Raw genomic sequence first — 13973 nt, 5'->3', positions numbered from 1 at the left:
CCCGCCTCAGCTCACCGACACGACACCATCACCCCGACACCCGCTGGGCACAGCTGCACCCTCGATTACGAAGAGCCCGTATTCGGGTGTTTCGCCGAAGTGAAGGTGCTCGTCGACCATTGCCGTGTCGACTTCGCCGTCGTCGATCGAGAATTCCCACTGGCGACCCTGATTGAACCGGCTATCGAAATTGGGCGCACCATCGGGTGCTCACCCTACGAGGACGACTTCGTCCGGCCGGAATATCCTGAGCGATGGCGCAAGCACCGGATCGTGATGCCCCCGTTCGAACCGCTCGAATGGCCCGACGAGTAACGAAGTCCGACGTGTCCTCATGAACAACGCAGAAAGCACCTATTCTAGACGCCGCCGAGCGATCAGCGATCTCCTCGAACTTTTGGTGGACATGTCTTCCATGCTGCCCAGCAACACGGCCTCTACATTCGACGCGACTGACGAAACGTTCACCAATTCGCTCGTCTGCAGTTGGAACGAAGCTGGAAAGGAGTACAGCGATCGCACAATCTACGTCCACATTCATCAAACGACCGATTCCGGCAAGGCAGCCGAACGGATCAGAGAAATGATGAGGGAAGAAGCGTCGTCGACCGGTAGGGGGGTGCACTCCGATGCTGAAGCGCTCGAAATCAATACCGACCGAGATAACGAGCATGTGTTCGTCGTGAGATACCTCAGTAAGGTGCAGACAATCGTCGGACGGTGCTTCTTGACAATGATCGTCAAACCGTTCGATCCGCCCGTCGACTCACTACTGAAACGGCCCTAGAAATTGCCCGCAAGGTTGGGCGTTCTTCGTATATTGACGATTCCGTGCCGTTTTCTGCAAATAGATCGAATGAAGACGGAGCTGGTGACAACCGGAGACGGGCAATTCGTCTACCGCCCCATCTTCCTGCCCCCGCCGGAAGATTCCTGATGCCGATACTTCTAGCTGCCTCCCGCGCCGGGCGTAACTCGGGACAGAAATCTTACGGAAGTGCGAGAAATATGTTATCCGAACGCTCGAGACACTCGGCACGGCAATCCCTAAACGCGCAGCTCCTAGAGATCAGTTTCAGCGTAAGCCGCTATGTTGCGGCGGTGAGCGATCCGAATCCTTATGGGGAGCCGCATGGTCTCGCGTGGCGCTGGTTCGATCGGGTCACCGGCAAACCCAGGGTCGATGTTCATATCAGAAGTGCTTTCTGCGGACGAATGGCGGTTCCTGCGTAATGAGGTAGCAAATCTCACAGAGCGCGGAGAGGACCGCTGTTATACGCGGTCGGCATCGGAGGTGCCTACCGGCCGGCCCGACGAGCATGTATTCCTCAAGTCGTACGTCATGGCGTTGAAGTGCTCGTCGGACGATGTCTTGTCAGTGCGCATCCGCGGGATAGTTCCGTGCCGTTGAGCGATGTCGCTCCGTTAGTCGGTTCGCATCGGGCGGGAGGTCGGGTGCGGCCCATATGTGAAGGACTGCAATCCGCTCGACGTCATAGCGCTGTGGCCGCATTCCGGTGAGCGTCACCTCTCGGAGCAGCGGTGGCAGGGACGGGTCGTTCTGATGTCCCGCTACAGCGACCGCGTCGCACGGATCACCCGAATCGTCGAGTCAGTGGTCGACTTATCTGGCTTGCTGCCCAACACCTCGGCATCTAATCCGGTACCGCTGCCGAACGGGCTTGCCTGTTCGTGGGGTGAGTATGAAACCGGGATGACGCGCGTCAGCGTGCACATCAACGCTGTCGACGATGCAGCGGACGAGCTTCGCAGCTTGCGGGACCAGGTCAACGAATTCGCCTACCGAAACCACCGCTACGACCCGTCCGCCGCGTCGGAAGTACCTATGGAGGATCCTGACGTGCACGTGTTCGTATTCGGGTGTTTCGCCGAAGTGAAGGTGCTCGTCGACCATTGTCGTGTTGACTTCGCCGTCGTCAATCGGGATTTCCCACTGGCGACCCTGATTGAACCGGCTATCGAAATTGGGCGCACCATCGGGTGCTCACCCTACGAGGACGACTTCGTCGGGCCCGACTTCCCCGACCGGTGGCGGAAGCACCGGATCGTAATGCCCCCGTTCGAACCGCTCCAGTGGCCCGACGAGTGACGCGCAGCGCTACGTGGTCGCCTTCGGCAGCTCGTCATTCTTGAGGATGTCGCCGTGCATGTCCTCCAGGGACACGCCTTTCGTCTCCAGGACAAATCGCCACACGAAGAGCCCCGAGAGGATCGCGCACAACCCGTAGAACCCATACGCGAGCCCCAGGTGATCGCGCAGGCCCGGGAAGGTGACGGTGATCGCCCAGTTGGCCGCCCACTGGCCGGCCGCGGCGAGTCCGAGCGCCGCGGCACGGATGCGGTTGGGGAACATCTCGCCGAGCAGCACCCATACGACCGGTCCCCACGACATGCCGAATGCGACGACGAAGAGGTTGGCGGCGATCAACGCGATCACCCCGGACGCCCCGGGCAGGCTCGGCACCAGGTCCCCGTCCGCATTGGGCGTCAACGTCGCGTTCGCGAAGACGACGGCCATCGTCAGCAGGGTCACCGCCATACCGGTGGACCCGATGAGCAGCAACGGCTTTCGGCCGATCTTGTCGATCAGCGCAATCGCGATCAGCGTTGTCAACACGTTGATCACCGACGTGATGACCGTGTAGACGGCCGACTCGTCGGCGCTGAAACCGACGGCCTGCCACAGCACGTTCGAGTAGTAGAAGATCACGTTGATGCCCACGAACTGCTGGAAGATCGACAAGCCGAGGCCGACCCACACGATGCTGTAGATGCCGCCGGTCGGCTTGCGCAGATCTCGCCACGACGGCTTGTCCTCGCGCTCCAATGTGTCGCGGATCCGGGTGATGGTGATCTCAAGGTTCTTCTGCCCGAGCAGCGTGCTCAACACGCGACGCGCTTCTGGGATCTTGTGGCTCGCAACGAGATAACGCGGCGACTCCGGGATGGTGAACGCCAAGGACCCGTAGAGCACCGCCGGTACCGACATGGCGATGAACATCCACCGCCAGGCGTCGAGCCCGAGCCACAGCGGCTCGTTTGGCCCGCCAGCCGCATGCTGCAGCAGCCAGTTGACGACGAACGACAAGAAGATGCCCGACACGATCGCGAGCTGCTGTAGCGAGCCGAGTCGGCCGCGAATCCCGGGCGGCGACGTCTCGGCGATGTAGGCCGGCGCGATCACCGACGCGACACCCACCCCGATGCCGCCCACCACGCGGAAGGCCACCACCCACACCACGTCCGGGGCGAGACCGGAGCCGAACGCGCTGATCAGGAAGAGCACCGCGGCGATCTTCATGACCGCGATGCGACCGATCCTGTCCGCGATCCGGCCCGCTGTCATCGCACCGACCGCGGCGCCGAGCAGCGCAGATGCGACGGCGAACCCAAGTTCGGTGTTGCCGATCTCGAAGTCCTGCTGGATGGAGTCGACGGCACCGTTGATGACCGCGCTGTCGTAGCCGAACAGCAGGCCGCCGAGCGCCGCCACCGAGGCGATGCGGACCGCTGTCTTGCCGGACGAGAAATCTTCGTCTGCGACCGGCAGGTCGTCGCCTACCGGAGCACCACCCTGACCGGCCATTTCCGACCTCCCCGCGACGTTGCGTGACGTGAGCCACATCGTGGCACAACGGCCGAGCTCAGCCGGTGCTTTCACCAATCCGGGTGCTCAGCTGCGCGTAGTGTGCCCGCAGCGCGGCGGGATCAACCGCCGAAAGCGCCGAGATGTGCTGTCGCCGCGGGCCGCCCGGCACCTGCACGTCGTTCTGCACCACCAACACCGGGCATCCTGCGGCGTCCGCCGACTCGGTGCCGGTGGCGGAGTCCTCGATGGCCAGGCACTGTTCGGGCGACAACCCGAGAAGCTCGGCGGCCCGGCGGTACGGGTCGGGCGCGGGCTTGCCGACGGGCACTTCGTCGCCGCACACGGTCACCGCGAAGTAGTGGCGCCCGATGCTGTCGAGCGCGTGCTCGGTGAGCGTCCGCCGGGTGTTGGTCACCAACGCGAGCGGGACGCCCTCGGCGGCCAGCGCATCCAGCAGCTCCTGTGCGCCGTCGCACCACGGCAGCCCGCGCTCGGTGAACAGTTCACCCATGTAGTCGTGCAGCCAGTCGGCCGTCACCGCCATGTGCCCGGGGTTCGGGTCGAGTCCGAGGTCGGCGTACACCAGTCGCATCACGGTCTCCGACGAGCCACCGACCGTCGCGGCACGCAACTGGGGACTCAGCGTGCCGCCGAATCGACGGTAGAGCTCCTCGATCGCGACGTCCCACAGCTTCTCGGAGTCGACGAGGGTGCCGTCCATGTCGAACAGGACCGCGCGCATGGATCGATTCTTTCACCGCCTCGGACGTCGTGGCCGACCGCCTCGTCACCCATCGGCTTCCTGGTGTGCCGCCGAGGCTGTCAAGGAGCACTACGGTCGAGGATGCCGGATCGTCACGGGCTTGAGCCCACCCCCCATAAGCGCTTTTGAATTCTTCTCGAAGCACTCCGACGATGCGAAGCCGCGGATTGGCAACTATCGCAATCGGTTCCGAAACCGAGCGGATGTCAGACCGTCTTTGTAATCTCCGAGCACAGACTCAACGGGGGTGAGATGGCGTTCGACGAATTCGTCGCGGCAGCCACGGGTGGCGAAGTCGTCCCGTATCGCTACCAGGTCACAATGGCGCAGCGCGGTCTGCCCGAGGTCTTGCGCGCACCGACCGGAGCCGGGAAGACGATGGCGGCGGTGTTGCCGTGGCTGTACCGGCGGACTGCGCATCCCGACCCGGCTGTGCGGGCGGTAACACCTCATTGGCTCACGGTGGTCCTACCGCAACGCACGCTTGTCGAACAGACCGTCGATGCGGTCCGCCGCTGGATCGACAATCTCAAGATGGAAATTCCGGTCCATGTGCTTATGGGCGGAGAAGATCGCGACGACACGGATTGGAAGACGAACCCCGGCGCCGAACGGGTCTTCGTCGGTACCCAGGACATGGTCTTGTCGCGGCTATTGATGCGCGGCTTCGCCGAGACCCGCGCGGCGTGGCCAATGAGCTTCGGATTACTCCATACCGGGGTTCAATTCATCTTCGACGAGGTTCAGCTCATGGGGCCTGGCCTGCCGACATCGCTGCAGTTGCAGGGACTCAGGGAGGCGTTCGGCACGGCAGTCCCCTGCCGGTCGATGTGGATGTCAGCGACAATCGATCTCGGCGAGTTGTCCACCGTAGACCTGCGTCGTCCGCTGTCCGTGATGGACGTGACCGACGAGGGCGGCGTACTCGGCCGGCGAATGGCGGCGACGCGCAGGATCGAGCGCCTCGAAATCGACGGCAACCCGAAAAAGTACGCGGCGCTGATGGCATCGGCCGTACAGCGCGAGCATTGCGCTGGAACGCGAACGCTAGTCGTGTTGAATACCGTCGAGCGCGCGATGAACGTACATGCGCAACTGGAGTCGCTCACACCCGACGTCGACATCGTCTTGCTGCATTCGCGGTTCCGTCCCGGTGACCGGGCCGCCCGTACCTCCGCCGCGTTGGCTGCGCCGTCGCAGCGCGGCACCATCGTCATCTCAACGCAGGTTCTGGAGGCCGGTGTCGACGTCACGTCCGAAACGCTGATCACCGAGGTGGCGCCATGGCCGTCGATCGTCCAGCGTGCCGGTCGGTGTAACCGGGATGGTTCCGCTACGGATGCACGGATCCTGTGGACGGTACCTGCGGGCGCGAATGCACATTTGCCGTACACCTCAGCCGATTTGGAATCCGCAGCGACGGCTCTCAACGCCCTGGAGGGCCGCGAGATGACCGGCCGGGAACTCGCCGAACAGGACGTCCCGACCGAGCAACTCATCCACCCAGTGCTCCGCCGGCGTGATCTGCTAGACCTTTTCGACACCACACCCGACCTCTTGGGCAACGACACCGACGTCAGCCCGTTCATCCGCGACGCGGAGGACCGCACGGTGTCAGTCGCCTGGCGCGATTTTGGCGCGGCCGATGTTCCTGCGGTCGACCGGGTCGAAATTTGTCAAGCGCCCATTTCGGATGTCCGGAACATCGTCTCGGCAGACAGCCGGCGGACCCGCATCTTCGATCAGGTCGACGGCGTGTGGCGTGCCGCCCGTAGAGAGGACGTTCGTCCCGGCAGCGTGATCGTCCTGGACGCCAGCCGCGGTGGCTACTCGACGGCCCGTGGGTACGACAGCCGTAGTCGGAGCGCTGTCGAGCCACTCACTGTGCCGCGTCGGACACCGGATGCGATGACCGGAGATCCCCTTTCCTGCGGTTTCCCCCAGTGGGTCTCAATGGAGGACCACCTGTGTGCGACGGCAGCTGCCGCGCGAGTAGTGCTTCGGGACTTCGGCTCGGACCTTGATCTGTCCGTGAGACAACGAGAGGCCATCGTACGGGCTGCCTTGCTCCACGACATCGGTAAGGCGCACCCCACGTTCGCGGCCTCGTTGCTGAAGGCGAACCCGGACACACCACCACCCCCGTCGGGCGGGCCGTGGGCGAAGTCTCCTAGTCGCCGCCCACTTCTCCACGACCCGCCGCACTTCCGTCATGAACTGGCAGGGGCGCTATGGCTCCGCGACAGCTCGGCATCGATGCTCGACGGAGAGCCCGAGGCGGATCTCATCGTGTATTTGGTTGCCGCTCATCATGGAAAGGTCCGGGTGACGATTCGAGGGAAGCCCGGCGAGCGTGCCGGCACCACGCTGGGCGTCGAAGATGGAAGCCGCACAACGGCTTTTGAGTTGGAGGGTCGGTCCGTACCGGCGGTCCACCTTTCGCTATCCCCCACCACGCATGGCGCGGGCTCGTTGACCAGCCGTGCTATCGAACTGAGGGATCGTGCTGATCTAGGCCCATTTCGGCTGGCGTTCTGTGAAGCGGTGGTCCGGACGGCGGATTGGCAGGCCAGCGCGAGCGGAGGCATGTAATGGCCGAAGTGGCGCTCGAGGGGTGCCGGGTGACGTCGCTGTCGGGCTATCTGTCGGCCCTCGGCGTGCACCGGGCTGTCCATCGGCTCTTCGATCCGCGTGCCGCGGGCCGTTGGCACCGAGGAACCTATGTGCTTGGCAGCCGGTTCCCGACGATGGAGAGCCTCGTCGAGGCGGTGTCTACCGAGTTCGCGCCCGAATCGATAGTGTCGCCTTGGAATCTGGAATCGGGATTCGCACCACGCGATAAGCCGAAAACGGCTGAACGCATCTTACAGTGGGTGCGCACTTGCACAGATCCTCGGCTGAACGCGTTGAAACTCGCCGTGGCCGCTGCCGATCGAGTAGTTCTTGACACGCGACACCTCGAGCTGAACCCTTGGGACAAGAGTAAGAAGAAGGATAAGGCGGAATTCATAAAATTATGTCGTAACGAGCTTCCCGACGCGGCGGTAGCATGGTTGGACGCAGCAATCGCCCTCGCGCAGTCTGGCGACTTAACATACGCACCGATCCTTGGGAGTGGCGGAAACTTCGGTCGCCAAGAATTGTCCGCAACCTACCTCCAGCAGGTACAGACAGTGCTTCAACACAGCGATAGCCCGGCGTGGTTGGCATGCGCGCTTGATGGCCGAAACCGCGTTAAACTATCGAAAAGCTCTCCGGGTCAGTTCGACCCCGGTGGCGCTAAGGCGCCTGACCAACCCAACACGATTTCCAACCCCTGGACGACTCTGTTCGTAATCGAAGGCACTTTGCTATTCGCAACTGCAATGGTGCGGCGCCATGGTTCGAGTTATGCGGGTGCAGCTTTGCCCTTTCAGGTGACCGGTTCGAGGGCCGGTTTCTCCTCGGCGGCGGCGGGCGAGCGGCCTGAGGGAGAAATGTGGGCCCCCGAGTGGACGGAGCCACTTCGAATACCCGATATGATGCATCTACTAGGGGAAGGCCGTGCCGACTGGAACTCTAAACCGGCGAGGTCTGGACTTGAAATGGCGCGTTCTGCGGCGACTCTTGGGGTCGACCGAGGGATTAGCGCTTTCAACCGCTACGTTTTCGTCGAACGCCTAGGCCAGAGCTCTCTTGCCCTACCCGCAGGGCGTATTGAGGTGCGCGCGCGGGGCGGCGTTGATTTGCTCGCCCCGCTGGACCGCTGGTGCGATGCGCTTCGCCGCTCCGACCCGCCGGCCTACACTGCCGCTCGCCTACGTTCGCTCGACCAGGCGGTTTTCGACCACGCCCGTACTGGCAGTCCCGCATCGCTTGCCGCGGTCTTCGCCGCTCTCGGGCGGTGTCGGTCCGCGGCATTCCGATCCGGCAAGGTGCGCGCTGCCAGCCTTCCGGAGCTCCGTATCGATTCGGCCGGCCAGTTGTTCGATCAGCTTCGCGACGCCACCGAATACGACCGAGAGCTGCGAATCGCGTTGGCGTTGGCGAGTGCTCGCGACCCGGATACGACACTCTCTGCGGCTTTGCGCGATTCGCTCCTGGGTGGTGGACTTGTCGCCGGCTTAGCCGATATCGCGCGCCGCCGCGGATTCCCACTGGCAACACAAGAAACTGTCACCGACCAGATTCTTGCTGTGCGCGGAGCACGCATCGTGTTCCAGCGAGGCATGCGACTACGGTCCGGTGACATCGCGCACTTCGTCGGGGGAACCATTGACGACGAGCGAGCGGCGGGCTTGACCCTGGGGTTGTGTTGCGTCGACTGGCGGCGCACCGAGGACCACACGTTGTCCGGCCCGCCGTCTCGGCCGGACCCAACGCTCGATCTGCTGTCGCTGTTCGCGGCAGCGCGTCCACTTGCTTACACCGATCTCGACGGTGCGCTCAGCAGTCTCTTCGTCCGTCCCGGGCACCGATGGCCCGGCCAACTGCTCGCCGGCCACACCACTGAGGTGCTCCAAGACGCCTCCCGCCGATTGCGACTCGCGGGCTTGCGACATGTCATATCGGTTCCCAGTGTCGCCTACGACGGTGTCCGGCTGGCGGCAGCGCTACTCATGACAACACCAACGTCGGACCGCCAAGTGGCCCTCGGTCGCGTTGCGGTCGTTCGATCACGACCCGCCCCATCGATCGAGGAGGAATCCGCATGACCACCCGCTACATCTACGATGCTGAACTGGCCCCGGTGGCCGGAAGTACGTTTCAGCCTACGGGTTTCCCCGACATCGGCGCGGCCACCTTCACTCGGTACGAGAATGGCCACAGGGTCAATGCACTTCTTGTCGAATCCACACAGTCGATGGCGAGACGGCTTAAGGCGACGGCATGGGATTCCGCGACCAATCAACCGGTCGACGCGGTCACCGGCCTGCCGTGGGTCCGGGTGGTGCGCGCGGGAACCGGGGAATTCCTCACATCGAGCAGGCTCGAAGCGCACCGCCTGGCCTCACCTTTCGTTCACACGTCGACCTTCGACGGGCAATCGATGTTCGAGGTGATCAAGACGCGGCTCGGCCTCGCGGCCGATACGCCGCTGAACTATCCCGCTATGGCTGCGGCAGTGGCACAGCTGGACCCATTCTGCCTCGTCCACGGCGTGTTCTTCTCGCACAAGAACTGGCCCGGCCAGCCGAAGTTCATGAGGGCCGTCACCTCGGTGATCGAGGCGCACGACGTCGAGCCGGCGGTCAGTGGCGGCCGGAAGGCAGATCATGTGCGGCACCACCTGGAGAAGGACGGCGAAGGCGGTACTGCCGAGGGTTACGGTTCGGTTCCGTTCTCCCGGACCGAGTGGACGGCTAGGCGAATCGTCGCGTCGTTCGTCGTCGATGTCGAGCTGTTGCGGTCATACGGGCTGCCGGAGGCGGCGACCGAAGCGTTGGAGACGTTGGCGCTGTGGGAGATTCGCCACCTACTCGATGGCGGGTTGCGGCTGCGTACCGCCTGTGACCTCGATGTGACCTCGGGTGTCACGGCACGGCGCGGGCCTGATCTACCTACGGCTGATGACTCGACCGAGCGGCTGCAGCGCCTGATCAGCGATTCGGCAGCCACATTCGGGGATGGCGCTGCCCTCAATGTCGAGTGGTCCGGCAAGAAGAGCTGACAATGACCACTTTGGTCATGACCTTCCCGCTGGGGCGCTATCACGCAACGCCGTGGGATCGGCATGTGAACGAGGGCGCGGTTGAGCTGCCGCCTTCGCCGTGGCGCCTCCTCCGTGCACTTTACGCAGTGTGGCGATATCGCTGTCCTGACCTGCCAGGAGATGTTGTACACCCTCTGCTGGAGGACCTCGCGCGACCGCCGACGTTTCACATCCCAGCGCACCGCATTGCGCACACCAGGCACTACTACCCCGATGCCGAGAGCGGTAAGGACCGCGTACTCGACGCTTTTGCCGTGTGGGGTGCCGAAGACCAGTTGGCGGTCCAATGGCCGATGAGTCTGGCGCCTGACAAACGAGATGCGTTGCGGCGTGTAGCCGCCTCGCTCCCGTACTTCGGGCGTGCCGATAGCATCTGCCTGGCGGCAGTTGAGGACGACTGGACGCCTTCGAGACATGAAGTCTGGAAGCCTCTCGATGTGGCCGAGCGTGTCGACGGCTATGACCGTGTCACGTCGGTTCTCGCGCCGGAGCTACCACTCATTACCGATACTCTCCTGGTCAGCCCAGCGGAGGTTCGCCGCGACGGCCTGCGTTTCCCTGTCGGCTCCCGGCTTGTGGCCTACGGCTTGGATGCCACCGCGGCACCCCTGTTGCACGAGGTGCGGTCGCGCCCTCACAGCCCGGTCACTGCCGTGCGATTCAGCCTGTTGGGCTCTGCTGCCCCGCCCGATACGGACGCAGTCGTCTACACGGATCTCTTACGTCAGGCGGCCATCAGGCAGCTCGGCGAAACGGCACACGGCACGATGCTGGGCGGACGGACATCCGACAACGAACCGATGCGCGGCGGGAGACATGCTCATTACCTGCCGATAGTCACCAGACGACGCATCACCGCACTCGTCGTATGGGTTCCGGGTTCACTTCCCGACAAAGAGCTGGCTGCCCTTTGCGAAGTGCGGGCGCTCTACGATTACAAGCGTCGTGTCGACGTTCGCGTATCCGGAATCGGTAGCGCCGCAGCGATTGCTCCAGAGCTGTTCGGACCGGCTGAGACGTGGCGCTCCGCTACACCTTTCGCCCCCTCACGATACCCGAAGAAGAACCGCGACCATTGGCGCCATTTCGTCGAGACGGAGATCCAGCGCGAGCTGCGGGTTCGCGGGCGCAACGGGCCCGTTCAGGTCGAGTTCACCGATCGACCGTGGACGACGTTCATCAGGTACCGCCCAAGTGCACGTCAACGCGGGGATGCACGACAAGGTCAGGCACAGCTGCCGAGTCAATTCGTGCGGCTTCACTTTGCCGAGCCGACGCCGGGCCCGTTGGTATTGGGCCGGCTGAGCCACTTCGGCCTCGGCCTGTTCGTTCCGGAGCGATGAGTGGCGGACGAAGAGCTGTTGCCTGCCCGAATGGTCAACGAGTTCGTCTACTGCGCGAAGCTCTTCTATCTGGAGTGGGTGCAAGGCAGATTCGCCGACAACGACGACACGCGGGTGGGGCGGCAGGTACACAGCCGGGTCGACCGCGAGGCGGGACCCGCGCCCCTGCCCACGGAAGGCGAACTGCACACCGCGCGCTCGGTCACCCTGAGTTCTGACAGCCTTGGCGTTACCGCCAAACTCGACATCGTCGAGGGCCTTGAGGGCAGCGTCATCGCCGTCGATTACAAGAAAGGGGCGCCGCAATCAGATGGGACTCCGTGGCCCAGCGATGAGGTTCAGGTGTGCATTCAAGGAGTCGTTCTCCGCGACAACGGTTACCGCTGTGATTGTGCCGAGATATATTACGCTGCAATCAAAAAGCGGGTCACTGTACAGCTGACGGCTGACCGGTTAGCCAACGTCGCCCGAATTGTTGCTGAGGCGCGCGCGACGGCGGAACGAGTCACCGCTCCATTACCCTTGGTCGACAGTCCAAAGTGCGTCCGCTGCTCGCTCGTGGGCCTCTGCCTTCCCGACGAAACGAACGCGCTGCTGTCGCGCCAAAGTCAGCCGCCTCGGCGACTCGTCCCCCGTGACCCCGATGAACGCCCGGTCTACGTCACTGACCCGGGCTCCTTTGTCGGTGTTCGAAGCGCCAGGCTCGAAGTGTCCAAGGCCAAAGAGAAGGTGGCCTCGTTCCGGCTGATCGATGTTCAGCAACTCGTGGTGTTCGGCCGTGTCCAGGTCAGCACTCAGGCGTTGCACGAGTGCTTCGCGCGCGAAATCCCGGTGTTGTGGATGAGCACAGGAGGATGGCTGCAAGGATTCGCCAACGGACAGGCTCCTAAGTACGTCGAGCTCCGTCGACGTCAAACCGCGGCTCACGCCCAAGGCGGAAACGGTTTGGCGCAACGAATGATTGCGGGCAAGATTGCGAATTGCCGTGCGCTGTTGCGGCGCAACGCCCGCGGCGACGTTTCGCGCACGCTGACAACATTGAAACAGCTTAAGACCGACGCGGGAGACTGCGACAATTTCGCGACGCTCCTCGGCATCGAGGGTACCGCGGCCCGGCTCTATTTCGGTGACTTCACCAAGATGCTGTCGGACGCGTGCGCCGACATGGCCACAGAGTTCTCGGCGCAGGGCCGCAACCGCCGGCCACCGTTGGATGCCGTCAATGCACTGCTCTCATTTTGCTACGCCATGCTCACGAAAGACCTGGTCGCGGTTACTCTCGCGGTGGGCCTCGACCCATTCCTCGGCGTCTTCCATCGCTCGAGGTACGGCCGCCCCGCCCTCGCCCTCGATCTTGCCGAGGAGTTTCGACCTCTGATCGCTGACTCCGTGGTCGTCGGCGTCCTGAACAGCGGGGAAATCGGGCCGAAAGACTTCGTCAGACGTGTAGGCGCGGTGGCGTTGACGGCTCAAGGGAGGAGGAACGTCTTGCGAGCCTACGAGCGCCGTCTTGAGACTACTGTGACACATCCGGTCTTCGGCTACCGCATAAGCTACCGCCGCGTCCTTGATGTCCAGGCGCGACTACTTGCGGCGGTACTCGTAGGCGAACTCCCCGAGTACATCCCGATTGCGACGCGCTGATGCGGCGTCGCTACCTCATTGCGTATGACATCTGCGACCCTCGACGTCTGCGACGGGTCTGCACATTGATGGAGGACCACGGTGAGCGCCTCCAATATTCGGTGTTCCTCTGCGACCTGAGCGCGGGTGAACTGACCGAGTTGGAGTCCGCCGTCACCTTAGTGATGAATTCTACCGTCGACAGCGTTGTCCGGGTCGACCTCGGTCCGGCCACCTCACCCGCTCCGATCCGCACGATTGGGCGCGGTCGGCGATTGCCACAGGACGGACCACACATCGTATGAATCGATGCGAGCGGTCAAGTGATGGCGTGATCCCCTGTGAGCGCTCGCGCCCAGGTAGGGAGCCACGACATGGCCCGTTTGTGTCAGCCGAGTCATGCAATATCACCAACTGTTGGTCATCGCTCGCGGCAGCCTCTAACCTTCCAGCTCAGGAGGGCTCATTTTGTCGAGCCCTGATTCCGGCCCCCGTGGCCGGACACCATTGAGGCCGGACGCCGTCTATGCGTTGTGGATCGCGGAGGTGCCTGATTCCGGCCCCCGTGGCCGGACACCATTGAGGCGCAGCAAGTTGACCACTCTCGCAACAGCTTTCGGCGGCTGATTCCGGCCCCCGTGGCCGGACACCATTGAGGCAGCAGGGCGCCGGCGCCGCCGAGCAGGCCGGGCAGCCTGATTCCGGCCCCCGTGGCCGGACACCATTGAGGCGAAACCGGCCAGGATATCCCCGGCAAGACCCAGGTCCTGATTCCGGCCCCCGTGGCCGGACACCATTGAGGCAAGCTTTCGGGTGCGGATGCGGGTGCGGTCGGCGGCTGATTCCGGCCCCCGTGGCCGGACACCATTGAGGCGCGAGCAGCTCACGCATGGAACACTCCGATCGGGTTCTGATTCCGGCCCCCGTGGCCGGACACCATTG

At 63.6% G+C, this 13973-nt stretch carries 10 protein-coding genes, 1 pseudogene and 1 CRISPR repeat array; of the genes and pseudogenes, 9 read left to right on the top strand and 2 right to left on the bottom strand.

The genetic code is table 11. The features are described 5' to 3' along the window. The 3 genes and pseudogenes from LV457_RS10820 to LV457_RS10810 all read left to right on the top strand — a co-directional run. Positions 1 to 315, top strand: a pseudogene (locus LV457_RS10820) (hypothetical protein); the annotation flags it as partial. Between the two features lie 19 nt (positions 316 to 334). Beyond that, positions 335 to 787, top strand: a complete 453-nt coding sequence (locus LV457_RS10815) for a hypothetical protein (RefSeq protein ID WP_232170892.1) — start codon at positions 335 to 337, stop codon at positions 785 to 787. A gap of 777 nt (positions 788 to 1564) precedes the next feature. After that, positions 1565 to 2110: a glutaminyl-peptide cyclotransferase gene (locus tag LV457_RS10810; protein ID WP_232170890.1), complete on the top strand. Its 546-nt coding sequence runs from the start codon at positions 1565 to 1567 to the stop codon at positions 2108 to 2110. 9 nt (positions 2111 to 2119) lie between these two features. On the opposite strand, the gene LV457_RS10805 is transcribed toward LV457_RS10810, so the two are convergent. Together LV457_RS10805 and LV457_RS10800 are read right to left on the bottom strand one after the other, a co-directional pair. Next, a complete protein-coding gene (locus tag LV457_RS10805; protein ID WP_232170888.1) occupies positions 2120 to 3607 on the bottom strand; it encodes a sugar porter family MFS transporter in 1488 nt (495 codons plus the stop codon). A 58-nt stretch (positions 3608 to 3665) separates the two neighbouring features. Continuing rightward, positions 3666 to 4352, bottom strand: a complete 687-nt coding sequence (locus tag LV457_RS10800; RefSeq protein ID WP_232170886.1) for an HAD family phosphatase — start codon at positions 4350 to 4352, stop codon at positions 3666 to 3668. A gap of 273 nt (positions 4353 to 4625) precedes the next feature. On the opposite strand from LV457_RS10800, the gene LV457_RS10795 reads away from it, so the two are divergent. From LV457_RS10795 to cas2, 6 genes are read left to right on the top strand one after another with little or no spacing between them, the layout of a single operon-like run. Beyond that, the gene (locus tag LV457_RS10795; RefSeq protein WP_232170884.1) at positions 4626 to 6965 is read left to right on the top strand and encodes a CRISPR-associated endonuclease Cas3''; all 2340 of its coding nucleotides are present in this window, start codon (positions 4626 to 4628) and stop codon (positions 6963 to 6965) included. Further along, positions 6965 to 9067, top strand: coding sequence for a type I-U CRISPR-associated protein Csx17 (gene csx17 / locus LV457_RS10790; protein WP_232170882.1), 2103 nt, complete (start codon positions 6965 to 6967; stop codon positions 9065 to 9067). Before LV457_RS10795 ends, csx17 begins: the two co-directional genes overlap by 1 nt. Next, a complete protein-coding gene (gene cas7u, locus LV457_RS10785; protein WP_232170880.1) occupies positions 9064 to 10023 on the top strand; it encodes a type I-U CRISPR-associated RAMP protein Csb1/Cas7u in 960 nt (319 codons plus the stop codon). Before csx17 ends, cas7u begins: the two co-directional genes overlap by 4 nt. A 2-nt stretch (positions 10024 to 10025) precedes the next feature. Further along, positions 10026 to 11408, top strand: a complete 1383-nt coding sequence (gene csb2, locus LV457_RS10780) for a type I-U CRISPR-associated protein Csb2 (RefSeq protein ID WP_232170877.1) — start codon at positions 10026 to 10028, stop codon at positions 11406 to 11408. Continuing rightward, positions 11409 to 13052 carry a CRISPR-associated endonuclease Cas1 gene (gene cas1 / locus LV457_RS10775; RefSeq protein ID WP_232170875.1) on the top strand — a complete coding sequence of 548 codons (1644 nt, stop codon included), beginning with the start codon at positions 11409 to 11411 and terminating at the stop codon, positions 13050 to 13052. It begins immediately after the preceding gene. Next, positions 13052 to 13336 (top strand): CRISPR-associated endonuclease Cas2, encoded by a 285-nt coding sequence (cas2, locus tag LV457_RS10770; RefSeq protein ID WP_232170873.1) that lies wholly within the window; start codon positions 13052 to 13054, stop codon positions 13334 to 13336. The genes cas1 and cas2 overlap by 1 nt, the downstream gene beginning before the upstream one ends. A 173-nt stretch (positions 13337 to 13509) precedes the next feature. Next, a CRISPR array of direct repeats spans positions 13510 to 13973; the repeat unit is 32 nt; unit sequence CTGATTCCGGCCCCCGTGGCCGGACACCATTG.

It is taken from the genome of Mycobacterium sp. MYCO198283, from assembly GCF_021213805.1.
Lineage (GTDB): Bacteria > Actinomycetota > Actinomycetes > Mycobacteriales > Mycobacteriaceae > Mycobacterium.
The sequence above is the reverse complement of the archived record's forward strand: the minus strand, read 5'-3'. Positions and strand labels throughout refer to the sequence as shown.